This is a genomic window from Lactococcus sp. bn62 (genome assembly GCF_029492705.2).
Taxonomy (GTDB): Bacteria; Bacillota; Bacilli; order Lactobacillales; family Streptococcaceae; genus Lactococcus; species Lactococcus petauri.
Map to the genome: position 1 here is coordinate 2,099,147 of NZ_CP120417.1, position 25,449 is coordinate 2,124,595.

Here is a 25,449-nt window from a genome sequence, read left to right on the forward strand (position 1 = left end):
ACTACCTTCTCCTTTATACTCAAATAAAAAAAAACGACCAGAAGGTCATTTTTCTATTGCTTATGCTTTCTTGACAACAGATCCCTTCAATCCAATGGCCCCAAAACCATCAATTTTTGAATCAATATAGTGTTCATTTTTCCCAAATTCATTGATACGTATGTTTTTAACTTTTGTACCTTTTTTAATGGGCTTTGGCATTCCCTTTACTGGAAGATCTTGTATGATAATTACAGCATCCCCATCAGCTAAAGGTTGTCCGACACTGTCAAGCACAACAAATTTATCTGCTTCTAAATCTGCTTGTGTAAATTCGTTGCCGCATTCTGAGCATCCAAATGTCGTGTCTGAGAGTTCATAAGTATATTCACTTGAACAAGTTGGGCATTTAGGTGTTTCCATTATTTCTCCATTCTTTGGTTTTAATTGTTGGTAGTGTTTATTATGTGTTTAATCTACTTTATAGTAAATTGCTTTTTGTACTGCTAATTTTTGTCTCTCTGGAAGGCTTTGCGCACTAGGACCAAAAGTGTTGGACAACCAAATACGAGGTTTCGCTTTGTCTGTATCCGCCCAATCATAACCTGTTGGAATAAAGGAGAGTCCCGCTCCAGCAGGAGAGCCTTCAGGATTGCTATTTACCATAAGGAATCCTTGATTTTGCGGATTATCTGCTGATAGAGTAGTCAGAATAAGTCTGGTTTTCTGTTCACCCTCCACTATGTAACACTGATTAGTTTCAAAAGTTAGTGTGCTGCCTGCCAAATTTTTCCAAGTGCCTTGCACACTTGAATAATCTCCTTGAGCAATTTGTTCTAAATTCATCTCAGCATTTAAGCTTGTCAATCTGGCAGAATCGATTAGCCTGGCAGCTATTTCTTCAGTAACTTGTTTAGCTGTGGGGGTTTCAAAATAATCTGCAAGAACCGTATCTATCTTTGTTACTTGCTCTTCTGTTTCCCATGTTTCAGCATTGATGTAGTTATATTTAATCATCGTTTGGTTAATTTTCACATTAACCTTATGGATAATTTTGTTTGAATCATACCACTCTATTGTACCATCATCAATATCCCCTGTCATTGCCATATGGTCCGATGATAAAATTGTGGACTGAGGATTTAATTTAGCATAGGACTGAGCCAATAAAGCAATTTGTTGGTTAAGAGCTAAACTCTTCCATTCCGTTAAAGCTGTCTGTATCGGATCTGATTTACTCCCTTGAGTTGAACTCATCTTCATCATTGAACTTTCTGAAGTTTTATGATGATTTAAAGCCCGCGAGGTATCTTTTTTAGGTGTTGAATAGACAACAACAATCAGGAATATAGCTATGCCAACAAGTAAAAGACCCGTAAGGATACTTCCAAAAATAACTCTTCGCTTTTTCGAATTTTTATCCATAATCCAATTCCTGCTTTCTCAACCACTACTCCCTATAGTGTACTATATTATGAAAAAAATCTCAAAGACGCTCTAAAAAAATAAAGACAACAAAAAAACAGAGGAGCTAAGCTTCTCTGTTTCTAACGTTAAATAACAGAATTATTTAGCGATTTTAGCGAAGTATTCAAGTGTACGAACGAGGTTAGATGTGTAAGACATTTCGTTATCGTACCAAGCAACTGTTTTAACCAATTGAACGCCGTCAGCTGTAGTAACTTCAGTTTGAGTAGCGTCAAAGAGTGAAGAGTTAGAGATACCTACGATATCAGATGAAACGATTTCGTCTTCGTTGTAACCGTAAGATTCGTTAGATGCTGCTTTCATAGCTGCATTAACTTCTTCAACAGTAACTTCTTTATCAAGAACTGATACAAGTTCTGTCAATGAACCAGTTGGAACTGGTACACGTTGTGCGTGACCTTGAAGTTTACCATTCAATTCTGGCAATACAAGACCGATAGCTTTAGCAGCACCTGTTGAGTTAGGTACGATGTTTTCAGCTGCAGCACGTGCACGACGGAAGTCACCACCACGGTGTGGGCCATCAAGAGTCATTTGGTCACCAGTGTAACCGTGGATAGTTGTCATTGTACCAACTTTAAGACCGAAGTTTTTGTTCAAAGCATCAGCCATTGGTGCGAGACAGTTAGTAGTACATGATGCACCAGAGATAACTGTTTCTTCACCAGTCAAGATTTCGTGGTTAGTGTTGAAAACGATAGTTTTAACATCGTTTCCACCAGGTGCTGTGATAACAACTTTTTTAGCACCGTTAGCGTGCAAGTGTTGTTCAGCTTTTTCTTTAGTTGCGAAGAAACCAGTTGCTTCAAGAACGATTTCTGCACCATCTTCAGCCCAGTTGATGTTAGCTGGGTTAGCTTCTGCAGTAACTTTTACAAATTTACCGTTAACTTCGAAACCACCATCTTTAACTTCAACTTCACCGTCGAAACGACCTTGAGTTGTGTCATATTTCAACAAGTGAGCAAGCATTGCTGGATCTGTAAGGTCGTTGATTGCTACTACTTCAACACCTTCAACGTTTTGAATACGACGGAAAGCAAGACGACCGATACGTCCGAAACCGTTAATACCAACTTTAACTACCATGAGTAAGTCTCCTTATAGGTTTAAAATTTTGTTTATAGAGAAATTCTCTATCACTAAGTTAATCATTTAACTTACTCTTACATTTTAACACTTTTTTGAGATTTTGCAAACATAAAAGCCGGAAAATAGGCACAACCGTGGGAACGAAGAGGAAAACGTTTACATTTGTCTACTTCCTTATATTTCTAATAAAAAAATAACAGTTTTGCCACTGTTATTATTTTCCGAAAAGTTTGGCAAAGAAGCCTTTTTCTGATTCAGCCTTCATTTCAAGTAAAAACTGATTATTATCACTCAAAGATTTTTCCATCAGTTCTTGTTGACGGTTGATTTGCTTATCTTTTTCTGCAATTTGTGCATCTTTGGCCATCAATTGCTGATTTAGACGGTCAATTTCTGCATTCTTGTCTTTCATCAGGTTTGAAACCAACTCAAAAACAGCTGTGTCCGTTGGCGCTGTTGAAAGTTCTTGTGTTTCATCTTTACCATCAACAACTTCCGCCTGCGCTGTCACAACTTTGCCATAAAGGTGTTCAAGTTCATGAATACCGCCTTCATTAATTACAGTAACATTTTTTTCATTTTTCTCTACATATTGCTCGTCTAGCTGCTTGATGCGTTTATTCATCGCTTGGCGAGTCACACCAAAAAGTTCTGCAAGTTCACTTACTGTTTTCGTTTCCATATCTACCATAATACCACATTTTTAGCTATTTATACAGCTTTTTCTGAATGCTAAATCGTTTTGTAATAAATGATAAAAATATTATAATTCTATTATAAAATATTTTATAAATATGACAAAAGTAGAATAGAGGATTTATGAATTATAAGAAAAGTAATATAAAAAAGATTAAAGAGTACTATAAAACAAGCGCTTCAGAGGGTTTAAATAAAAAACAAGTTACTGCTCACCGAGCCAAATACGGCAGCAATGTTTTTCAAGAAGCCAAAGAAAAAAGTATTTTTCAAAAGCTTTTGAAACATCTACTTGAGGTAATGAATCTTGTTTTAATCATTGTCTCAGTTCCTGCTTTTTACCTATCGATGGATACTGGGAACTTCACCAAACCAATCGTTATTCTGTTAATCGTGGTCATCAATGTCATCGTTGCCCACATGCAAGAGGAACGTGCCGAAACCGCCTTATCCGCCCTCAAGAAATTATCGGCTCCAAATTCTATGGTTATACGTGAAGGGAAGCTCAGCACAATTCCTTCTGAGCAATTGGTTGTCGGTGATTTGCTTCAACTGAGCGCTGGAGAACAGGTTGGTGCTGATGTTCGTCTCCTTTCAGCAAATAGCTTACAAGTCGATGAATCCTCCCTAACAGGGGAGTCTGAACCAATAAAAAAAGATGCTTCACGTGAGAACCTCGAAGATGTGCCTTTGGGAGACCAAGTGAACATGGTTTTCTCGGGAACAAATGTGCTTAACGGTACAGCTCAGGGCATTGTTGTAGCTACAGGAATGAAAAGTCAGATGGGACAAATTGCCCAACTTTTAGAAGACCAGGTTAAAGGGAAAACACCTTTACAAAAACGTATTGATTCTCTGGCAAAACGCCTTGCTGCAATTGCTTTTGGTGCAGGGGCAATCATCTTTATTGTCAACTTATTGCACGGTGGCATTCCCTTCAGTGAAAATATGATGACGGCTGTTATTCTTGGTATTGCTGCCGTGCCGGAAACTCTTCCTGTCATCGTGACCTTATCACTCGTTTATGGTGTAGAAAATATGGCATATAAAAAAGCCATTATTCGTAACATTCCTGCAGTTGAAACCCTGGGAAATGCTTCGGTCATTGCTTCCGATAAAACAGGAACACTTACTCAAAACCAGATGACTATTCAAAGACTCTGGGTACAAGGAGAAGAGATTTGGCATAAGGACCAACTCTCTGATAAGGAAAAAGATTTAATTTACAAGTTTGGTTTAGTATCTAATGCAACAGCCGTAAAAGATGAGGGGAAATGGGTCACACACGGCGATCCAACAGAAACAGCCATCATCAACTTCCTTATCGCACATAACTCTTATCATCCTGATAAAAATCCCCCGCGTCTCTTAGAACTTCCTTTTGATTCGACCAGAAAAAAAATGACGGTTGTTGTATCTAACGAAAGCGGGGGCTACCTGGTTATTACAAAAGGAGCCTTTGATCGGCTTGTCCCTAATCACTTTAGCAAAGCACATAATATTCACGACACCTTTGCAGAAAATGCCTTGCGTGTCCTCGCTCTTTCCTACAAAGTAATTGAAGAGATTCCAGAAAACCATCAAAGCTTGGAAGAAGACCAAACATTCTTAGGAATAATTGGAATGATTGATCCTCCAAGACCCGAAAGTAAACATGCTGTAGCCGAAGCCCGTACTGCTGGAATCATTCCTGTAATGATTACAGGGGATCATGCCTTAACTGCTAAAGCAATCGCACAGGAACTTGATATTTATCGTGAAGGAGACTTGGTCGTAGACGGAATTACCTTGGCAAACATGACGGATGAGGAGCTCAAGGAAAAGATTGAAAAAATTTCAGTCTATGCACGTGTCTCGCCTGAAGACAAGCTCCGGATTGTGAAAGCATGGCAAGATAAAAAACATATAGTTGCCATGACCGGTGACGGTGTCAATGATGCTCCCTCTCTACGAGCAGCAGATGTCGGAACCGCAATGGGAATCGCCGGAACAGAAGTGGCCAAAAATGCCTCTGACATCATCTTAGCCGACGATAACTTTGCAACTATTGTTAGTGCAATTGCTGAAGGCCGCCGTGTTTACATTAATATTAAAAGAACAATTTATTATCTTCTTTCTGCCAATGTTGCCGAAATCCTTATTATGCTATTTGGAGCTATTATTGGTTGGGGTCTGCCACTTACAGGTATGCAGCTTCTCTATATTAATGTTCTCGCAGATGGTATTCCTGGATTTGGCTTAAGTCGAGAAACCTCTGATAAGTATATTATGAAAAAACCACCAATCGATGTAAACGAAAGTCTCTTCTCTAGAGGTGTTTCACAACGTATTCTCACATCCTCCACAACCTTTATCATTATTTCACTTATCGGATTCTATATTGGTAGATTTGTAGAGATAGCGGGAACTACTCCAAGTATGCAAGTCGGACAATCGATGACATTTCTCGTTCTTGCCCTCGCTTCAACCTACCATATCTTTAATGCTCGGAGTAACGATTCTATATTTAAAGATGGTTTATATTCAAATAAAACAATTTTCTGGACAACCATTATATCCTTAATCATAACCTTTGTCTTCACACTTACACCCTTACGAACATTCATTGATGTAGTGCCTCTCACAACAACACACTGGCTTATCGCTATACTCCTCTCTCTTGTGATTTTCATCGTGATAGAAATTGAAAAGTTCATTATCAAAAAACTCAACAAAACTTTTCTTGCCTAAACATATTACACCACTTTTACTTGTTATGAAAGTGGTTTTTACATTTAGATAAAAACAAAAAAGACCTAAGAATACTTAGATCTTTTATTTTATGCCGAAGGCCGGGGTCGAACCGGCACTCCCGTGAAGGAACCAGATTTTGAGTCTGGCGCGTCTGCCTATTCCGCCACTTCGGCAACAGACTTTTCTCAAATAAAATATTTGAACTGGGGTAGCTGGATTCGAACCAACGCATGAGGGAGTCAAAGTCCCTTGCCTTACCGCTTGGCTATACCCCATTAAAAGGGCGGATGACGGGAATCGAACCCGCGAGTGCCAGCGCCACAAGCTGGTGTGTTAACCACTTCACCACATCCGCCATAATACAAACACGGGCAGCAGGAATTGAACCCACACCAAAGGTTTTGGAGACCTTTGTACTACCTTTATACTATGCCCGTAAAACTATGGAAGGGGAGGGATTCGAACCCCCGAACCCGAAGGAGCGGATTTACAGTCCGCCGCGTTTAGCCTCTTCGCTACCCTTCCGATATTTAATTGTCATTGAATATATTATAACATATTCAATGGGAGTTAACGGGATCGAACCGCTGACCCTCTGCTTGTAAGGCAGATGCTCTCCCAGCTGAGCTAAACTCCCAATCACTTGGCATTTACCCTATCTCGCAGGGGGCAACCCCCAACTACTTCCGGCGTAATAGGACTTAACTTCTGTGTTCGACATGGGAACAGGTGTATCTCCTATGCAATGAATACCAAATCATGGTCTGAATGTATTGAACACTCAAAACTAAATAACAATCTCTTGATAAATAAGTAAAGCTGAACTCATATGTTCTATTACTTGGTAAAGTCCTCGAGCTATTAGTACTGGTCCGCTCCATCCCTCGCAGGACTTCCACTTCCAGCCTATCAACCTGATCATCTCTCAGGGCTCTTAATTCATAAAGAATGGGAAATCTCATCTTGAGGTGGGCTTCGCACTTAGATGCTTTCAGCGCTTATCCCTTCCCTACATAGCTACCCAGCGGTGCTCCTGGCGGAACAACTGGTACACCAGCGGTAAGTCCACCCCGGTCCTCTCGTACTAAGGGCAGATCCTCTCAAATTTCCTACGCCCGCGACGGATAGGGACCGAACTGTCTCACGACGTTCTGAACCCAGCTCGCGTGCCGCTTTAATGGGCGAACAGCCCAACCCTTGGGACCGACTACAGCCCCAGGATGCGACGAGCCGACATCGAGGTGCCAAACCTCCCCGTCGATGTGAACTCTTGGGGGAGATAAGCCTGTTATCCCCAGGGTAGCTTTTATCCGTTGAGCGATGGCCCTTCCATGCGGTACCACCGGATCACTAAGCCCTAGTTTCCTACCTGCTCGAGTTGTAGCTCTCGCAGTCAAGCTCCCTTATACCTTTACACTCTACACATGATTTCCAACCATGTTGAGGGAACCTTTGGGCGCCTCCGTTACTCTTTAGGAGGCGACCGCCCCAGTCAAACTGCCCGACAGACACTGTCTCCCACGCCGATTATGCGTGTGGGTTAGAGCAACCATGAAGCAAGGGTAGTATCCCAACAGCGACTCACTTGAAACTAGCGTCCCAAGGTCAAAGTCTCCTACCTATCCTGTACATGCTTCACAGGTACTCAATATCAATCTGCAGTAAAGCTCCATGGGGTCTTTCCGTCCTGTCGCGGGTAACCTGCATCTTCACAGGTACTAAAATTTCACCGAGTCTCTCGTTGAGACAGTATCCAAATCATTACGCCTTTCGTGCGGGTCGGAACTTACCCGACAAGGAATTTCGCTACCTTAGGACCGTTATAGTTACGGCCGCCGTTTACTGGGGCTTCAATTCAGAGCTTCGCCTAAGCTAACCCCTCCTCTTAACCTTCCAGCACCGGGCAGGCGTCACCCCCTATACATCACCTTGCGGTTTAGCAGAGAGCTGTGTTTTTGATAAACAGTTGCTTGGATCTTTTCACTGCGGCTGTATTTCTACAGCACCCCTTCTCCCGAAGTTACGGGGTCATTTTGCCGAGTTCCTTAACGAGAGTTCTCTCGATCACCTGAGGCTACTCGCCTCGACTACCTGTGTCGGTTTGCGGTACGGGTAGTATTGAATTAAACGCTAGAAGATTTTCTTGGCAGTGTGACATCAAGGGCTTCGCAACCGTAGTTGCTTCCCCATCACAGCTCAATGTTAAAGGAAAATGCATTTGACACATTCCACACCTCACTGCTTAGACCAGAATCCATTAACTGGCTCCCTTTAGCCTACTGCGTCCCTCCATCACTAACAATACTAGTACAGGAATATCAACCTGTTGTCCATCGACTACGCCTTTCGGCCTCGCCTTAGGTCCCGACTAACCCAGGGCGGACGAGCCTTCCCCTGGAAACCTTAGTCTTACGGTGGATAAGATTCTCACTTATCTTGCGCTACTCATACCGGCATTCTCACTTGTAATCGCTCCAGCACCCCTCACGGTATACCTTCATCGCTGATTACAACGCTCTCCTACCATTTAATTAATATTAAATCCACAGCTTCGGTAATATGTTTAGCCCCGGTACATTTTCGGCGCAGGGTCACTCGACTAGTGAGCTATTACGCACTCTTTGAATGATAGCTGCTTCTGAGCTAACATCCTAGTTGTCTGTGCAACCCCACATCCTTTTCCACTTAACATATATTTTGGGACCTTAGCTGGTGGTCTGGGCTGTTTCCCTTTCGACTACGGATCTTAGCACTCGCAGTCTGACTGCCGCACATGTGTATTAGCATTCGGAGTTTATCTGAAATTGGTAACCCGAGATGGGCCCCTCATCCAAACAGTGCTCTACCTCCAATACACTTAAATTGCGACGCTAGCCCTAAAGCTATTTCGGAGAGAACCAGCTATCTCCCAGTTCGTTTGGAATTTCTCCGCTATCCACAAGTCATCCAAACACTTTTCAACGTGTCCTGGTTCGGTCCTCCAGTGCGTCTTACCGCACCTTCAACCTGCTCATGGATAGGTCACTAGGTTTCGGGTCTACATCATGATACTAAAGCGCCCTATTCAGACTCGCTTTCGCTACGGCTCCGCCTCTTCAGCTTAACCTCGCATCATAACGTAACTCGCCGGTTCATTCTACAAAAGGCACGCTCTCACCCATTGACGGGCTCGAACTTCTTGTAGGCACACGGTTTCAGGTGCTATTTCACTCCCCTCCCGGGGTTCTTTTCACCTTTCCCTCACGGTACTGGTTCACTATCGGTCATTAAGGAGTATTTAGGCTTGGGAGATGGTCCTCCCGGATTCAAACTGGATTTCGCGTGTCCAGCCCTACTCAGGATACTGCTAGGTATAAAGTCTATTTCAAATACGAGGCTATTACTCTCTTTGGCTTACCTTCCCAGGTAATTCTTCTATAGACTTTAAGTCCACGTTGCAGTCCTACAACCCCAAGAAGCAAGCTTCTTGGTTTGGCCTGTTTCCCGTTCGCTCGCCGCTACTTAGGAAATCGTTTTTACTTTCTCTTCCTGCAGGTACTTAGATGTTTCAGTTCTCTGCGTTACCTTCTCGTAAGCTATGTATTCACTTACGGATACTATGCATAACATAGTGGGTTTCCCCATTCGGAGACCTAGGGATCAATGCGTACTTACTGCTCCCCCTAGAATATCGTCGTTAGTCACGTCCTTCTTCGGCTCTTAATGCCAAGGCATCCACCGTGCGCCCTTATTAACTTTGCCATTAAAACAAGTATAAGTTTTTTCGAACTATTTAAAATAATTCGCAGCTTTACAGAAATGTTTTACCATTTCTCGGTTTATTTATCGTTATAAGATATTGTTATTTAGTTTTCAATGATCAATTCCTATTTTAACGTCTTCGTTGACAAGATACTGTCGTATCTTATGGAGCCTAGCGGGATCGAACCGCTGACCTCCTGCGTGCAAAGCAGGCGCTCTCCCAGCTGAGCTAAGGCCCCTTCTCTCAACGCAATCTTCTCTATCTTGCATCAAAAGACTGCTTGTTTGGTCTTTATAGACCCCTCAAAACTGAATAAAGTAGAACAACATCTTTTTTTATATTCCTTAGAAAGGAGGTGATCCAGCCGCACCTTCCGATACGGCTACCTTGTTACGACTTCACCCCAGTCATCGGTCTTACCTTAGGAAGCGCCCTCCTTGCGGTTAGGCAACCTACTTTGGGTACTCCCAACTTCCGTGGTGTGACGGGCGGTGTGTACAAGGCCCGGGAACGTATTCACCGCGGCGTGCTGATCCGCGATTACTAGCGATTCCGACTTCATGCAGGCGAGTTGCAGCCTGCAATCCGAACTGAGAATGGTTTTAAGAGATTAGCGCACCCTCGCGGGTTGGCGACTCGTTGTACCATCCATTGTAGCACGTGTGTAGCCCAGGTCATAAGGGGCATGATGATTTGACGTCATCCCCACCTTCCTCCGGTTTATCACCGGCAGTCTCACTAGAGTGCCCAACTTAATGATGGCAACTAGTAATAAGGGTTGCGCTCGTTGCGGGACTTAACCCAACATCTCACGACACGAGCTGACGACAACCATGCACCACCTGTATCCCGTGTCCCGAAGGAACTCCTTATCTCTAAGGATAGCACGAGTATGTCAAGACCTGGTAAGGTTCTTCGCGTTGCTTCGAATTAAACCACATGCTCCACCGCTTGTGCGGGCCCCCGTCAATTCCTTTGAGTTTCAACCTTGCGGTCGTACTCCCCAGGCGGAGTGCTTAATGCGTTAGCTGCGCTACAGAGAACTTATAGCTCCCTACAGCTAGCACTCATCGTTTACGGCGTGGACTACCAGGGTATCTAATCCTGTTTGCTCCCCACGCTTTCGAGCCTCAGTGTCAGTTACAGGCCAGAGAGCCGCTTTCGCCTCCGGTGTTCCTCCATATATCTACGCATTTCACCGCTACACATGGAATTCCACTCTCCTCTCCTGCACTCAAGTCTCCCAGTTTCCAATGCACACAATGGTTGAGCCACTGCCTTTTACATCAGACTTAAGAAACCACCTGCGCTCGCTTTACGCCCAATAAATCCGGACAACGCTTGGGACCTACGTATTACCGCGGCTGCTGGCACGTAGTTAGCCGTCCCTTTCTGGTTAGATACCGTCACTTAAGTAATTTTCCACTCTACTTAACGTTCTTCTCTAACAACAGAGTTTTACGATCCGAAAACCTTCTTCACTCACGCGGCGTTGCTCGGTCAGGGTTGCCCCCATTGCCGAAGATTCCCTACTGCTGCCTCCCGTAGGAGTCTGGGCCGTGTCTCAGTCCCAGTGTGGCCGATCACCCTCTCAGGTCGGCTATGTATCATCGCCTTGGTAGTCCTTTACACTACCAACTAGCTAATACAACGCGGGATCATCAAGTAGTGAAGCAATTGCTTCTTTCAAATAAGAATCATGCGATTCTCATTGTTATGCGGTATTAGCGTTCGTTTCCAAACGTTGTCCCCCGCTACTCGGCAGATTTCCCACGCGTTACTCACCCGTTCGCCGCTCTTCATAAAAATAGCAAGCTATCTTTAATCATCGCTCGACTTGCATGTATTAGGCACGCCGCCAGCGTTCGTCCTGAGCCAGGATCAAACTCTCATTTAAATTTAGTTCATCAAATGAACTGGCTGTTGTTTTGTCTTTCATTATTGAATTGACAGTTGGTATACAAGAAGTTAACTTCTCGCATATAGTCATTCTACTTTATTCAGTTTTCAAAGGTCTATCGCTCTCGTAAGAGATACGCTCTCTCGCGACAACTATTATATTCTATCAAACTCACTTTGTTCTGTCAAGAATAAACTGTGATTTTTCTCCCTTTTTTTTACACTCGTTCGGAAAACCCCGCCGTTGTCACGTTTAAAGACTATAAAAAAACCAGACACTTTGGGGGCTGGTTTTCTATTCTATAATATTGGACTCAGTAATCGTGAAAAGTTTTGCTTGATTTTAAGCCAGAGGGATTGTTGAGCAATTTCTTCATCTGTAAGTAGACTTGAATCTCTCAAATCTGCCTCAAAAGTCTTTCTCATCTCCTCTGCTACTCCTTCATCATAGCAAAAAGCACTTATCTCAAAATTTAATTCATAACTGCGTATATCTTGATTAGTTGTACCAAAAACACCTAATTTTCCATCCATTACAAGAGTTTTAGAATGTATAAAGCCATTTGTATAATTGTATATTTTTACGCCTTGTTTATGCAGATAATTTGCGTAATACTGCGTTGCTCGAAAAATAAATGGATGATCAGGCATATCGGGAATCATTATCCTTACATCAACACCAGAATTCGCCGCTGCAATAAGTGCCGTTATCATAGAGTCGTCAGGTATCAAATAAGGCGATTGAAGCCAAATATAGTCTTCTGCATCCATAATCATTTTAATAAAACCTGTTCTTAAGGTTTTATTATCATTTTCTGGACCGTTAGCCACAATCTGGATATCAATGTTCCCCTCTTCTTCTGGTACCACAAAATATGTATCTTTTCGTTCAAGTTTCTCTCGAGGGTCTTTAACGGAAACATTCCAATCTCGAATAAACGTTTCTTGAAGACCGAAAGCTGCTGTACCAACAATTCTGCCATGTGTATCACGCCAGAAACCAAACTTTTTACTATTGTAAATATATTGATCACCAACATTAAAACCACCAGTCCAGCCAATTTGACCATCTATCACTACGATTTTACGGTGTAAATGATAGTTAAGCCGCGTTTTCATTAGTGCATTACGCGAAGTGATAAAGGCTGTAACTTTCCCGCCGGCTTCCTCTAATGGTTTAAAGAAATCTTTTTTCGTTTTTCCTCCCCACGGGTCGTAAACCACCCTTACTTCAATACCTTCTTTAGCTTTCGTAATCAAATGATCACGAAAAGCAGTTCCAATTTTGTCATTAAAAAATGCATAGTATTCTACATGAATATTGTCTTTGGCATTTTTTATATCTTCAAACAAAGCTGAAAATTTATCTTCGCCATTTAGATAAAATTGTACATTATTCCCACGACAAAGCGGTGTTCGCTCCATATTATTAAAATACCTTTTAAGTAATTTTTCGTGGGGGGTCATATCTTTGGGCCCAAATTTTTCATTGTTTTCATGAACTCTTTGGCCAAGAATGGACAGGTTGTATTTGTTTTCTTCTTCAAAACGACGTGTTGTTGTTCGATCAAGTCCTCGTCCTAGGAAAAGATAGCCAAGAAATCCAATACCTGGTAAAAAAACTAAGAACATAAACCAAGCCAAAATACTGGCAATAGACCTCGGTTTACGAAAAATCGTCACAAGGGCAAGCACCGTGTTAATCGTTATCAGTGTTCCAATAAAACTATAAATTGTCGCAAGTGACATAAAATATTTCTCCCTAAAATAATCCTCTATAAAATAATATTGTTCATCCAATTATACCAAAATTGATTGAATATTGAACGTGTGCTAGACATTAATTTACTATTGTGTAAAAAAACGCTTGAACTTTCCACCTCTACAGAGAATATACTATATATATTTAGTCCAATATAAGTTATCCATTTTTTATAAAAATTACTGTTTTTCTTATTAAAATAGCGATATAATGTAAGGTAGGTTTTAAATGACAAGGAGGAATTTTTATGCAAATTACTTTCTTAACACAAATTGATTGGTTGATTCGTTTAATATTAGCAGGAATTTGTGGCTATGCTATTGGTTATGAAAGAAATAGCCGTTATAAAAATGCTGGCACACGTACTCATTTAATTGTTGCTTTGAGTGCTGCCTTGATGATTATCGTCTCAAAATACGGCTTTATGGACATCATTAGCACTCATGGGATCAATCTTGATCCTTCCAGAATTGCTGCTCAAATTGTAAGCGGAATTGGTTTTTTAGGAGCAGGACTGATCTTTGTTCACAATCAATCAGTTCGAGGCTTAACCACCGCTGCTGGCATTTGGGCAACTTCTGGTATTGGTATGGCTATTGGTTCTGGATTATATTTTATAGGTATTGTAGCTACTTTACTCATTTTACTTTTTCAAATTATTTTACATCAAAATTATCGGTGGATAAAAACAGCAACAAGCAATCATCTTATTGTTCAATTAGAAGATACTGAAGGTCTTCGCCTGTTGCAAAAACAAATGAAAAATGAACATATCAAAATCCTGAGTATAAAAGTTGAAAAAAATCAAATAATTGTTTGAAAACTGATCTATATCTGAGCTTACCCAAAACTTATGAACTTGCATCACTGGTAACTCTTTTAGAGTCAAACGAAAAGATTAAATCAATTGAATACTAATCTTAAAAATAGAGCCCCTTCCTAGGGGTACTTTTACTCTTCGAAATCTTACTCCGCTCTTAGTATTCGTATTAAGACGGTCTTTATGATAAATATTGCTTAAATGGAGCTGCTACAATAAATACCAAAAAGACACCAGTAAAACTCTGGTGTCTTTTTGATATTTATATGAGGCAGATTGAATGTTACACCAATCTCCACCAAATAATTGTTCGAAACGTTGATATATCTGAAACAGATTAACGTTTTGAGAATTGTGAAGCTTTACGGGCTTTCTTAAGACCAGCTTTTTTACGTTCAACCATACGAGCATCACGTGTAAGCAAGCCAGCGCGTTTCAAAGCACCACGGAAGTCTGGATCCACTTCAAGCAATGCACGAGCGATACCGTGACGGATAGCTCCTGATTGACCTGATACACCACCACCGTTTACGTTTACGAGTGTGTCGTAGCTACCTTCAGTTTGTGTAGCTGCAAATGGTTGGTTGATAACAAGGCGAAGTGCTGCTTGTGGGATGTAGTCTTCTACATCACGTTTGTTAATTACGATTTTACCTGTGCCGGGTACGAGACGTACACGAGCAACTGAATTTTTACGGCGTCCTGTGCCAGTATATTGTACTTGTGCCATTTAGTGCGTTCCCTCCTTAGATAAGACCTGAAATATCAAGAACTTCAGGTTTTTGTGCTGCGTGTGTGTGTTCACCACCAACAAACACTTTAAGTTTCATGCCTTGAGCACGTCCAAGAGTGTTGTGTGGAAGCATACCTTTAACTGATTTTTCAATCAAACGTACAGCGTTTTTCTCACGGAGTTCACCAGCAGTGATTGATTTCAATCCACCTGGGTGAAGGCTGTGACGGTAGTAAACTTTATCAGTTGCTTTTTTACCAGTAAGTTTTACTTTATCAGCATTGATAACGATAACGAAATCACCTGTATCTGTGTGAGGAGTGAAAGTTGGTTTGTTTTTACCGCGAAGCACGCTAGCAACTACAGCTGACAAACGACCAAGAGGTACATCAGTTGCGTCAACCACGTACCATTTACGGTCAACGTTTGAAGCGTTAGCCATGAATGTTGTTTTCATCATTTGGGTTAAGTTTCCTTTACTTAGAATTTGTTTACGGCAGGTGTAAGAGTCCTGCAAATATTTTTGGGTTTCCGGGGCCACAAAAATGGGGTAAACAATACCGTTTATCATAATACCACATATGTCAAGTCTTGTCAAGATTCATTTTTAATTTTTTTGCTTTTATGTTAAACTATTACCATGAATGTAGTTCTTACTTTAGACTCCAAAATGTTAGATAGACTTATTCTTAAGTTCGACAAATATAAGAAGGCATCAAAAAACCAATATATTGTTTTTTATGCAAAGCTACCTAAAGCTACTATTTCTGTATATACGTCAGGAAAAGTTGTCTTTCAAGGAGAGGATGCTGAACGTATCGCTCAACAATTTGGGCATACTGCTTCATCACGTCCACAGCAACAAGAGAACATAATCGGTACCGATGAAGTCGGCAATGGTTCTTATTTTGGTCCCTTAGTCGTTGTGGCAAGTTTTGTCAATACTGAAGATGTACTTTTATTAAAGAAGCTCGGTGTCGCCGATTCTAAAAAAGTTACCGATGAAAAAATCTATCAAATTGCTCCTCAATTAATGGAGAATATCACACATGTGCCTTTGATTGTTGAACCCACAAAATATAACCAAGTCATTGATTCAGGTTACAATGCTGTAAGTATCAAAGTAGCCTTGCATAACCAAGCTATTTATCTCCTCGAAAAACGTGTTTCAGAAAGTATTGAATATATAATTGTTGATGCCTTTACGACTGAAAAAAATTACCAAAAATATTTATTAGCCGAGCAAAATAAAGTGAACGGTAAAGTTACCCTTTTACCTAAGGCTGAAGACCAATTCTTAGCCGTTGCTTGCAGCTCTATTATTGCCCGCTACCTCTTTCTAGAAAATCTCAAAGCTCTTTCTCTAGAAGCAGGGTATAAGTTACCAAGCGGCGCCGGAGCAGCTTCTGACCAAGTAGCTGCAAAGCTAATACGTCAAAACGGTTCTGAGTCCTTGAAAAGATATGCAAAATTACATTTTGCTAACACGAAGAAAGCAATAAACATAGCTCAAATATAGAAAGTTAAATATGGAAAATACCACACAAAACAAACAACCCAATGCCTTCACACGATTCGTTAAAGAATGGGGCATCTTTATCGCAATTATCACTATCGCAATCCTCTCACGTATCTTTATCTGGTCACTTGTCGTTGTTGATGGTCATTCAATGGATCCAAACTTAGCTGATAAACAACGCCTGGTTCTTATTAAAACTGCAAGCATTAACCGCTTTGATATCGTAGTTGCTAAAGAAACAGAAACAGTAAATGGGCAAACCGAAACAAAAGACGTTGTAAAGCGTGTGGTTGGTATGCCGGGTGATGAGATTAAATTTGATAAAGATCAACTTTACATCAATGGAAAGAAAACTGATGAGCCTTACTTGGCAGACTTTAAAAAACAGCTTTCTAATAATGAACTCGAAAAGACTTATCAAAATTACGCTTTGACTTCTGAACTCTCTGAAGCCAATCGCGCTTACTTTGTTCAACTTGCGCAACAAGCTCAAGCCTTTACCACGGATGCAACAGGCAATCCAACCTTTACGATTAAAGTACCTGAGGGAGAGTATCTTCTCTTAGGGGATAACCGTATTGTGTCGAGAGACAGTCGAGCAGTAGGAACCTTTAAACGTTCTGATATTGTTGGTCGAACCATGTTCCGTGTGTGGCCAATTAATAAAATTTCTACCCTTAACTAATAAAAAAACTTTGTCTAGATAGACAAAGTTTTTTTCATATTTTTATATTCTAGGTAGGTAAGGAGAATCAGCAAAACATCAAAAACTGAGACAAAAAGCATAAAATTAGAATGATATTGCAAATAATCCGTCAGTTGGTAAACAATAAAGCATAAAAAAACCAAAATTAATAATGGATACGCCCAAAGAATCTTTTTCCATAAAAGCACCAAAGTCACAAGCTTGATTAAACCATGTACTAGAAGATAAACAGCAGCAAGGTATTGTGTACTAACAGTAAAATGATACCCCAAATTTAATAGGAAATGAGCTATAAAGTCGCTTGGATCTTCTTTTAATTCTCCTCGAGTAAACCAGCCCACAATACCAGACATGCGCTCAGGTGTAATAAAGAAAAGAAAAATACCACCAAGAACTTCGCCTAAGGCAAATAGTGACTTTAGTAACAATACGATATCAAAGCTTAAATCAATAACACCTTGCTTGTTTGCTTTATTTCTCTTCAAATATATTACCTAGCTCTACTTCAATTGTCCGCTGGGCAACATCTATCTGATCTACCTTGAGGATTGATTTATAATCATCTACCAACCGCTCTCCCTTGAAAGGCCCTTCCAGAAAGACAGCCACACCAGATAAGAAACAATCAAATTCGTGAACAAGACTCTTCATGCCATTAATCGTTCCAGCTCCTTTCATAAAGTCGTCTACAATCAATACACTTTGGCCAATCGATAAACTCCGCTTAGAAAGTGTCATATTTTCAACACGGCTGCTTGAACCTGACATATAATTCACGTTCAAAGTTGCCCCTTCTGTAACTTTAGGATCACGTCGAACAATAACAAAAGGAACATCTAAAATTTCCGCTACAGACTGTGCAATCGGAATCCCTTTTGTCGCAATTGTCATCACGACATCAATTTGTTTATCACAATACTCATGAGCAATAATTTGACCAATTTTTTTTAGATTAGCAGGGTGACCTAAAATATCAGAAAGATATATATAACCTCCAGGTAAAATACGGTTTTCTTCACGCAAAAGGTCCGCAAGTTCCAACGCACGATCCCGAGAAACTTCATCAGATATATAGGGTGTGAAACGTACGCCTCCTAAACTTCCAGGAAAAGTTTCGACAATTCCAATATTTTGATCTTCAAAGACACGCTTAATAAAAACAAGGTCTTCAGAAATCGAGGATTTGGCTACTTCATAGCGTTTACTAATTTCGTTCAGATTCAACATTCTATTGGGTCTGTTCAATAAAAAATTAGTAAAGTCCACTAAACGTTCGTTTCTTTTCATATTAATCACCCTTTTCTTTTTGTTGGTTTAATTATAACGTAGAAAAACCGAACAATCAAGCAAAGCATTCAAATTTAATCATAAAAATTACAGTATCTGGGATATATTTTCGAATAATTCAAAATAAAAAAAGCAATACCTTAAAGATATTGCTTTTTTATTAGTTGAAATAATCAAAGATTATTCAGCATCGCCACCGCGACCGTTTTTCTTGATAATTTCTTCTTGTACTGATTTAGGTACATCTTCGTAGTGGTCAAATGTCATCATGAATGTACCACGACCTTGTGAAGATGAACGAAGAGTAGTTGCATAACCAAACATTTCAGCAAGTGGTACAAATGCATTAACGATTTGTGATTTACCATGTGCTTCCATGCTGTTTACACGTCCACGACGAGCTGTTACGTGACCCATAACATCTCCGAGGTTTTCTTCAGGAACTGTGATAACAACTTTCATCATTGGTTCAAGGATTGCAGGTTGTGCAGTCTTAGCAGCTTCTTTCATAGCGAGTGAAGCCGCAACCTTGAAGGCAGTTTCTGATGAATCGACATCGTGATATGAACCATCATAAAGTTTAGCTTTAATATCAACCATTGGGTAACCAGCAAGGACACCGTTAGCCATAGTTTCTACCAAACCTTTTTCAACGGCTGGTACGAATTCACGTGGAACCACACCACCGACGATAGCATTTTCAAACTCGAAACCAGCACCTTCTTCGTTCGGTGTGAATTCGATCCATACGTCACCGTATTGACCTTTACCACCTGATTGACGTTTGAAGAATCCACGTGCTTGAGTAGCTGCACGGAATGTTTCACGGTATGATACTTGAGGTGCACCAACGTTAGCTTCAACTTTGAATTCACGTTTCATACGGTCAACAAGGACATCAAGGTGAAGCTCACCCATACCAGAGATAACTGTTTCACCAGTTTCAACGTTTGTTTCAACGCGGAATGTTGGATCTTCTTCAGCCAATTTAGTAAGGGCAACACCCATTTTATCTTGGTCAGCTTTTGATTTAGGTTCAACAGAAAGTTGGATAACTGGTTCTGGAACTTCGATAGACTCAAGGATGATACGTGCTTTTTCGTCAGTCAATGAGTCACCAGTTGTAGTGTTTTTCAAACCAACAGCAGCGGCGATATCGCCAGCATAAACTGTTTGGATTTCTTGACGAGTATTCGCGTGCATTTGGAGGATACGTCCGATACGTTCACGTTTACCTTTAGAAGTATTCAAGACGTATGAACCAGCATCCAATGTACCTGAGTAAACACGGAAGAATGAAAGACGTCCAACGAATGGGTCAGTCATGATCTTGAAGGCAAGAGCCGCAAATGGAGCATCATCAGATGCTGGGCGTTCGTCTTCTTCGTCTGTATCTGGGTTAACACCTTTGATTGCAGGGATGTCCAATGGGCTTGGGAGGTAATCAATAACCGCATCAAGCATCATTTGAACACCTTTGTTCTTGAAGGCAGAACCTGCAAGCATTGGGTAGAATTCAACGTTGATTGTTGCTTTACGAATAGCGGCTTTCAACTCTGCTTCAGTGATTTCTTCACCTGCAAAGTATTTTTCCATCAAGTCTTCGTCTGTTTCAGCGATAGCTTCGATGAGTTTTGTACGCCATTCTTCAGCTTGTTCCATGTATTCTGCTGGGATTTCTTCGTCACGGATATCTGTACCAAGGTCGTTAGTATAGATTTCTGCGCGCATAGTTACCAAGTCAATGATACCCACGAAGTCTTCTTCAGATCCGATTGGGATTTGAATTGGATGAGCGTTAGCGCCCAAACGATCGTGCAATGTAGAAAGTGAATAGAAGAAGTCAGCACCGATTTTATCCATTTTATTAGCAAAAACGATACGTGGAACTCCATAGTCAGTTGCTTGACGCCAAACTGTTTCAGTTTGTGGTTCAACACCTGATTGAGCATCAAGTACAGTTACTGCACCGTCAAGAACACGGAGTGAACGTTGTACTTCGATTGTGAAGTCCACGTGACCTGGTGTATCAATAATGTTTACACGGTTGCCTTTCCATTGGGCAGTTGTCGCAGCAGAAGTGATAGTGATACCACGTTCTTGTTCTTGCTCCATCCAGTCCATTTGTGATGCACCTTCGTGAGTTTCACCGATTTTGTGAATTTTACCAGTATAGTAAAGGACACGTTCAGTGGTAGTTGTTTTACCGGCATCGACGTGAGCCATGATACCGATATTACGAGTATTTTCAAGTGAAAATTCGCGAGCCATAGTTTTCTCCTAATTAATTTTTAGTTTTACACCCCATTATATCATAATAATAAAGGTTTTTATAGTTCTATTTTTATCTTTCAACTATTTTTAAATAAAATTTAAGCTTTTTTCAAAAAGACTTACTTCTTCTTCATGAAAAATTTTTATCAAAAAAAGAAAAAGGAGACTATTCCCCTTTTTCAACAATCTCAATCCATCTTTCGACAGATTCTAAATGATTAAGGTACAGGAAAAGACGCTCATAGAGTTGTTGAGAGGCTTCCTCGTGCTGTGCACTTAGTGCTTCTCCTATTTCCTTTACAGTTGTTTTACCATCGATCATGCTAAAAACAAGTGTACCATATTCATCCAAAGACATGTACGTACGTTGAGGTATTTTCGCCCCCATCTTACGCATAAGATTTTGTGTCCAATGTTTTTGATCTTTATAAATCCGAATCCGACCTTCGTGCCATTCAAATAACACTTTATCTTTTTTCCGGAAAATCATATTCAGATTTTCATCTGAAATATCATCTTTTTTCTTTTTATTACTCATCTGACTTCTCGGCAGCCGGAGCTTTCTTGATTGACATCAATGGTGCTACAATCGCAATGATTAAGATAACCATGAGTACCCAAGCCATGGCGTTAGAACCTACAAATCCCGTAGGTGTTCCTGGAGTTACGACTCCTGAAACTTGAAGGATAATACCCAACAAACCAATAATTGATGCACCGGCAACTAAACCTGACGATAAAGAGACACCTGATGACATACGTTCTTCTTGAACAGCTTCTGTATCTTTTTTACCAAGAACTTCCACCAAAATACGAACTAAAGCACCAATAAGAATAATTGACGTTGTTGAAATTGGAAGGTAGAAACCAATCGCAAATGTCATAACTGGAACTTTAATCATGTAAAGGATAATACCAAACACGATACCAGCAATAATCATATGCCATGGAAGTTCTCCACCGATGATACCATCAGTCAAAGTTGCCATCAAGTTTGCTTGTGGTAAGGCGAACTGAGCTGCATCACCCGTTAAAGCTAATTGATCACGAAGTAATACGATAACACCTGTTACCACTACAACACCAAGAACAGCAGCAACAAGGAAGAAACGACGTACTTCATATTTATTACCACCAGTGATGAAAGTAACTTTTTGAGCTTGTGTATAACCACCAGCTACTGAAATCGCTACAACGATGAAGGTACCGAAGAGCAAGAGTGATTTAAGGTCTGCACTTGATGTCCAACCCATTGTCAAGAAAACAAGAGTCAGGATAACAAGAGAGGCAATTGTCATACCAGATACTGGCAAGTTAGATGTACCGATTGTACCTGTCAAGCGTCCTGCAACGATGATGAATAACATTGAAAGAACGATTGAAAGAATACCAGCAAGGAAAGTCATGGCTATGTTCCCACCAGAGATAATGAAGCCAACAACAAATGTTGCAACAATACCAATAAGGATAGCAAAGATACCAAGTGAATCACGTTCTCCAGCTTCGGCATTTTTACGTCCATCGAGTGTTGCTTTAACAGAGTTAATGATTGTTGGGATAAGACGAATTGCCCCAATCATACCACCTGAAATCATCATCCCCGCACCAATGTATTTAACATATGATCCAGAGATTGCGGCAAAATTCATAGCTTGGATTGGAGTAGATGGGTCATTCCAAACATGATGACCGTTTCCAGCCATTTCTGAGAAGTAACCAATCAATGGAGCGATACCAAAGTTAGCAAGGATTGAACCAGCAAACATCATTACTGCAACCTCAAGCCCAACAATAAAGCCGATGGCAGCAAGCATTGGATTTACTTCAATTTCAAGTTTCCATTTATAGAATGTTTCGTTTGTATAGCTTACAACGTTGTTCACAACACCAAAAACTGCTGAAGTGAATGCAGTAATAAGACCACCAACACCGAAACCGATACCCATGTATTTAAGTGAGTTACCACCTGTTGAAGAAGCAACAAGCGTTTCCGAAATTGCCATTGCTTCGGGATAAACAAGTGTGCCATGTTCTTCAACTAAGAGATAGTCTTGAACAAATGACAAAATACCAAGAGATACAAGAACCGCAGAAACACCAACAATTACACCTTCAAAGAAAGAGACTTGTTGTCCGATAAGGATAACTGCTGGTAAGACAAAGATAAGACCTGAGGCAATTGACTCACCACCAGTTGCCATTGACTGGAGGATATTCTTCATCAGGAAGTTATTTTTACGGATAAAAATTGACAAGAGTCCTGAACCAAGAATAGCCCCTGGGATACCTGCAGCTACTGTTAAACCAGCACGCATTCCTGAATAGGCAGTAGATGCTGCGAAAAGAATGGCCAAAATAATACCAATAACAATTACAACTGGGTTGCCAGCACTCTTTTTGCGTCCATCTTCATAAGGGAGGTAATCTTTCCCTGCGACACCGCCATAGGCGGTTTTAGACAATTTTTTCATATTGTGTAATATACTCCTTAAGTTTGAAAGTGTTTTCGCCTTATTTTACTACAAATTCATCAAATCTGCAAGGTGTTTAAGTGTTTTTTGTAGCTTTTTTCTCATATTTTTGTTATGTAAATGTGTATATTTTTTTATTTTCTTATCTTTGAAAATAAAAAAACTTGACCATAAAGTCAAGCTTTTTCTAGAATAATGACCAAGGGTCATCTTCTTACCAACGGAAGTGAGCGAACGCACGGTTTGCTTCTGCCATTTTGTGTGTGTCTTCACGTTTCTTAACTGCAGCACCTGTGTTGTTTGCAGCATCAAGAATTTCTTTTGCAAGACGGTCTTGCATAGTGTGTTCACCACGGTTACGAGCGATTGTTACCAACCAACGGAGTCCGAGAGTTGTACGACGTTCTGGACGAACTTCAACTGGGACTTGATAGTTAGAACCACCAACACGACGAGCGCGAACTTCAAGAACAGGCATGATATTTTCCATAGCTGTTTCGAAAACTTCAAGTGGGTTGTTTCCAGTAGCTTCTTCAATTTGTTTGAAAGCTCCGTAAACGATATTTGTAGAAACGCCACGTTTACCATCAAGCATAACGCGGTTGATAAGACGTGTTACTACTACTGAGTTGTACATTGGATCTGCCAAAACTTCACGTTTTGGGGCACGATTTTTACGCATTCTTCTTATCTCCTTTCAATTACGCTTTTGGTTTTTTAGTACCGTATTTAGAACGGCTTTGTTTACGATCTGTTACACCAGCTGTATCGAGTGCACCACGAACGATGTGGTAACGTACCCCTGGCAAGTCTTTTACACGACCACCACGAAGAAGTACAACGCTGTGTTCTTGCAAGTTGTGACCGATACCTGGGATGTATGCTGTAACCTCGATAAGGTTAGACAAACGTACACGAGCGAATTTACGGAGCGCTGAGTTAGGTTTTTTCGGAGTCATTGTTCCAACACGAGTTGCAACACCACGTTTTTGTGGGCTTGCTACTTTAGTTTGGAGTTTTTTACGACTGTTATAGCCGATGTTCAATGCAGGTGAGTTAGATTTTTCCACTTTAGAGTGACGACCTTTACGCACCAATTGGTTAATAGTAGGCATTTTTCTGTCTGCTTATCCCTTTTATTTACGGAGAACCGCAAAGCGAAATAAAACGAATAAACAATCCTTTCTGTTTTTTTATAAAGTTGGAATGTCAGTATATGGTCGCTTAATCCAAGTTCTGACAAGAAGTTTGGCAACTTATACAAGTTCTCCTTATTAGGACCAAATATAAAAAGTACCGTTTAATATCATATCAAAATTTCAACACTCTGTCAACTTTATTTTGCATATTATTAGAGAAAAGTATTTCTTTACAAATTTTTTTGCATTTTCTATACTGACACGCGCGCTTAATTGCCTCATATCTGGGTTAATGAATAAATGATGTAGCAGGATAACCGAAAAATAAAATAGCGATAATTAGGGCAACAAATAAAAAATCTAAAAAAATTACGAGAACAATAGTCAGTATACGCCCTATCTTATTATAGGGATTAATACTGAGGCCATAACCGAATACTTTTGGCACCCAAAGGGGAGAACCCATTATTCCTTTATAATGCTGATAAGCAAGTTTATTAAAGCTTACAGTCACATGTAAAAGGAGAATGCAGAGGAGGAAGATAATTATTGTAATACCATTTAGTAAAGTTACGTTGTTCTGAGATAAAGGAATGAGTAATAATGATAAGAGGAGGATAAGGCTGGTCAATATAATCAATAGTATTGAGTACTTCTTGTTCGCTTTCTTCGTATTGATTAACTCATAATCCTTCTTAACTTTCTTCATAAACTGCGGGTCTCCTTTAATAATATCAAGTGAAAAATCATAATAATTACTTAGTTCTATCAGCATCGGAACATCTGGAAAGTTTTTCCCGTTCTCCCAGTTGGAAAGGGATTGTCTTGAGATATAGAGTGTATCAGCAACTTTTTGTTGCGTTTCTCCTTTTTTCTTCCGTTCCTCTACTAAAATAGTGGCTAAATTCATCTTTACTCCTTTCATGCCCCATCATGATATATTAAAAAGAATAGAATGTCTAGCAAATATTTCTTGCATGCCTATCTAAGAGGGTAAAAAGAGCTATTGTAAATGAAGTTTACCGATACTGTAAACTTCATTTACTTCTGTAAAATAATAAATATTTGCATAGATTTTCCTAAAAGAGAAGAAATGTTTTACGTGAAAC

The 25,449-nt window shown here is 40.3% G+C and carries 18 protein-coding genes, 7 tRNA genes, 3 rRNA genes and 1 pseudogene; 4 read left to right on the top strand and 25 right to left on the bottom strand.

Going from position 1 to position 25,449, the window contains the following annotated elements; all coding sequences use genetic code 11:
- Nucleotides 1–60: 60 nt before the first annotated feature.
- The 4 genes from P3G65_RS10945 to P3G65_RS10960 all read right to left on the bottom strand — a co-directional run bounded on the left by P3G65_RS10945 (nucleotide 61) and on the right by P3G65_RS10960 (nucleotide 3,250).
- Nucleotides 61–402, bottom strand: a complete 342-nt coding sequence (locus P3G65_RS10945; RefSeq protein WP_003133078.1) for a zinc ribbon domain-containing protein YjdM — start codon at nucleotides 400–402, stop codon at nucleotides 61–63.
- A 48-nt stretch (nucleotides 403–450) separates the two neighbouring features.
- A complete protein-coding gene (locus P3G65_RS10950; protein ID WP_019291466.1) occupies nucleotides 451–1,404 on the bottom strand; it encodes a DUF6287 domain-containing protein in 954 nt (317 codons plus the stop codon).
- 141 nt (nucleotides 1,405–1,545) lie between these two features.
- Nucleotides 1,546–2,556: a type I glyceraldehyde-3-phosphate dehydrogenase gene (gene gap / locus P3G65_RS10955; protein WP_003133076.1), complete on the bottom strand. Its 1,011-nt coding sequence runs from the start codon at nucleotides 2,554–2,556 to the stop codon at nucleotides 1,546–1,548.
- Between the two features lie 217 nt (nucleotides 2,557–2,773).
- Nucleotides 2,774–3,250 (bottom strand): DUF536 domain-containing protein, encoded by a 477-nt coding sequence (locus P3G65_RS10960; RefSeq protein WP_284071203.1) that lies wholly within the window; start codon nucleotides 3,248–3,250, stop codon nucleotides 2,774–2,776.
- Between the two features lie 128 nt (nucleotides 3,251–3,378).
- On the opposite strand from P3G65_RS10960, the gene P3G65_RS10965 reads away from it, so the two are divergent.
- Nucleotides 3,379–5,985, top strand: a complete 2,607-nt coding sequence (locus P3G65_RS10965; protein ID WP_019291464.1) for a cation-translocating P-type ATPase — start codon at nucleotides 3,379–3,381, stop codon at nucleotides 5,983–5,985.
- A gap of 92 nt (nucleotides 5,986–6,077) precedes the next feature.
- On the opposite strand, the gene P3G65_RS10970 is transcribed toward P3G65_RS10965, so the two are convergent.
- The 11 genes from P3G65_RS10970 to cls all read right to left on the bottom strand — a co-directional run bounded on the left by P3G65_RS10970 (nucleotide 6,078) and on the right by cls (nucleotide 13,378).
- Nucleotides 6,078–6,161, bottom strand: a tRNA-Leu gene (locus P3G65_RS10970).
- 30 nt (nucleotides 6,162–6,191) lie between these two features.
- A tRNA-Gln gene (locus P3G65_RS10975) sits at nucleotides 6,192–6,263 on the bottom strand.
- A gap of 7 nt (nucleotides 6,264–6,270) precedes the next feature.
- A tRNA-His gene (locus tag P3G65_RS10980) sits at nucleotides 6,271–6,343 on the bottom strand.
- Between the two features lie 11 nt (nucleotides 6,344–6,354).
- Nucleotides 6,355–6,425, bottom strand: a tRNA-Trp gene (locus tag P3G65_RS10985).
- A 7-nt stretch (nucleotides 6,426–6,432) separates the two neighbouring features.
- Nucleotides 6,433–6,513 (bottom strand) — tRNA-Tyr (locus tag P3G65_RS10990).
- Nucleotides 6,514–6,552: 39 nt separating this feature from the next.
- Nucleotides 6,553–6,625: transfer RNA gene (locus tag P3G65_RS10995), tRNA-Val, on the bottom strand.
- 4 nt (nucleotides 6,626–6,629) lie between these two features.
- Nucleotides 6,630–6,745, bottom strand: a 5S ribosomal RNA gene (gene rrf, locus P3G65_RS11000).
- Between the two features lie 84 nt (nucleotides 6,746–6,829).
- A 23S ribosomal RNA gene (locus P3G65_RS11005) occupies nucleotides 6,830–9,729 on the bottom strand.
- 166 nt (nucleotides 9,730–9,895) lie between these two features.
- Nucleotides 9,896–9,968, bottom strand: a tRNA-Ala gene (locus P3G65_RS11010).
- Nucleotides 9,969–10,078: 110 nt separating this feature from the next.
- Nucleotides 10,079–11,627 (bottom strand): 16S ribosomal RNA (locus P3G65_RS11015).
- The 16S, 23S and 5S rRNA genes sit together here with 7 tRNA genes alongside, the layout of an rRNA operon.
- A 302-nt stretch (nucleotides 11,628–11,929) precedes the next feature.
- Nucleotides 11,930–13,378, bottom strand: a complete 1,449-nt coding sequence (gene cls, locus P3G65_RS11020; RefSeq protein ID WP_019291487.1) for a cardiolipin synthase — start codon at nucleotides 13,376–13,378, stop codon at nucleotides 11,930–11,932.
- A 260-nt stretch (nucleotides 13,379–13,638) separates the two neighbouring features.
- On the opposite strand from cls, the pseudogene P3G65_RS11025 reads away from it, so the two are divergent.
- A pseudogene (locus P3G65_RS11025) lies at nucleotides 13,639–14,309 on the top strand (MgtC/SapB family protein).
- 239 nt (nucleotides 14,310–14,548) lie between these two features.
- Here P3G65_RS11025 and rpsI read toward each other — a convergent pair.
- The gene (gene rpsI, locus P3G65_RS11030; RefSeq protein WP_284071204.1) at nucleotides 14,549–14,941 is read right to left on the bottom strand and encodes a 30S ribosomal protein S9; all 393 of its coding nucleotides are present in this window, start codon (nucleotides 14,939–14,941) and stop codon (nucleotides 14,549–14,551) included.
- Between the two features lie 16 nt (nucleotides 14,942–14,957).
- Complete coding sequence (gene rplM / locus P3G65_RS11035) at nucleotides 14,958–15,404, bottom strand: 50S ribosomal protein L13 (protein ID WP_003133539.1); 447 nt, start codon at nucleotides 15,402–15,404, stop codon at nucleotides 14,958–14,960.
- A gap of 180 nt (nucleotides 15,405–15,584) precedes the next feature.
- Here rplM and rnhC point away from each other — a divergent pair, with 180 nt between their 5' ends.
- Nucleotides 15,585–16,463 carry a ribonuclease HIII gene (gene rnhC / locus P3G65_RS11040; protein ID WP_019291500.1) on the top strand — a complete coding sequence of 293 codons (879 nt, stop codon included), beginning with the start codon at nucleotides 15,585–15,587 and terminating at the stop codon, nucleotides 16,461–16,463.
- Nucleotides 16,464–16,473: 10 nt separating this feature from the next.
- Nucleotides 16,474–17,148 (top strand): signal peptidase I, encoded by a 675-nt coding sequence (gene lepB, locus P3G65_RS11045; protein WP_019291501.1) that lies wholly within the window; start codon nucleotides 16,474–16,476, stop codon nucleotides 17,146–17,148.
- Between the two features lie 14 nt (nucleotides 17,149–17,162).
- On the opposite strand, the gene P3G65_RS11050 is transcribed toward lepB, so the two are convergent.
- The 8 genes from P3G65_RS11050 to P3G65_RS11085 all read right to left on the bottom strand — a co-directional run bounded on the left by P3G65_RS11050 (nucleotide 17,163) and on the right by P3G65_RS11085 (nucleotide 25,250).
- The gene (locus P3G65_RS11050; protein ID WP_040087894.1) at nucleotides 17,163–17,654 is read right to left on the bottom strand and encodes a DUF2127 domain-containing protein; all 492 of its coding nucleotides are present in this window, start codon (nucleotides 17,652–17,654) and stop codon (nucleotides 17,163–17,165) included.
- Complete coding sequence (gene purR / locus P3G65_RS11055; RefSeq protein ID WP_019292793.1) at nucleotides 17,641–18,456, bottom strand: pur operon repressor; 816 nt, start codon at nucleotides 18,454–18,456, stop codon at nucleotides 17,641–17,643. Before purR ends, P3G65_RS11050 begins: the two co-directional genes overlap by 14 nt.
- A 180-nt stretch (nucleotides 18,457–18,636) precedes the next feature.
- The gene (gene fusA / locus P3G65_RS11060) at nucleotides 18,637–20,727 is read right to left on the bottom strand and encodes an elongation factor G (protein WP_019292792.1); all 2,091 of its coding nucleotides are present in this window, start codon (nucleotides 20,725–20,727) and stop codon (nucleotides 18,637–18,639) included.
- A gap of 169 nt (nucleotides 20,728–20,896) precedes the next feature.
- The gene (locus P3G65_RS11065; RefSeq protein ID WP_003133546.1) at nucleotides 20,897–21,268 is read right to left on the bottom strand and encodes a PqqD family protein; all 372 of its coding nucleotides are present in this window, start codon (nucleotides 21,266–21,268) and stop codon (nucleotides 20,897–20,899) included.
- A complete protein-coding gene (locus tag P3G65_RS11070) occupies nucleotides 21,261–23,201 on the bottom strand; it encodes an OPT/YSL family transporter (protein WP_003133548.1) in 1,941 nt (646 codons plus the stop codon). The genes P3G65_RS11065 and P3G65_RS11070 overlap by 8 nt, the downstream gene beginning before the upstream one ends.
- Before the next feature lie 214 nt (nucleotides 23,202–23,415).
- Nucleotides 23,416–23,883, bottom strand: a complete 468-nt coding sequence (gene rpsG, locus P3G65_RS11075; protein ID WP_003133550.1) for a 30S ribosomal protein S7 — start codon at nucleotides 23,881–23,883, stop codon at nucleotides 23,416–23,418.
- A 19-nt stretch (nucleotides 23,884–23,902) separates the two neighbouring features.
- Entirely contained in the window at nucleotides 23,903–24,316 is a 414-nt protein-coding gene (rpsL, locus tag P3G65_RS11080) for a 30S ribosomal protein S12 (protein WP_003133552.1), read from the bottom strand.
- A gap of 313 nt (nucleotides 24,317–24,629) precedes the next feature.
- On the bottom strand, nucleotides 24,630–25,250 hold the full coding sequence (locus P3G65_RS11085; RefSeq protein WP_019292791.1) for a helix-turn-helix domain-containing protein: 621 nt from the start codon (nucleotides 25,248–25,250) through the stop codon (nucleotides 24,630–24,632).
- Nucleotides 25,251–25,449 lie beyond the last annotated feature (199 nt).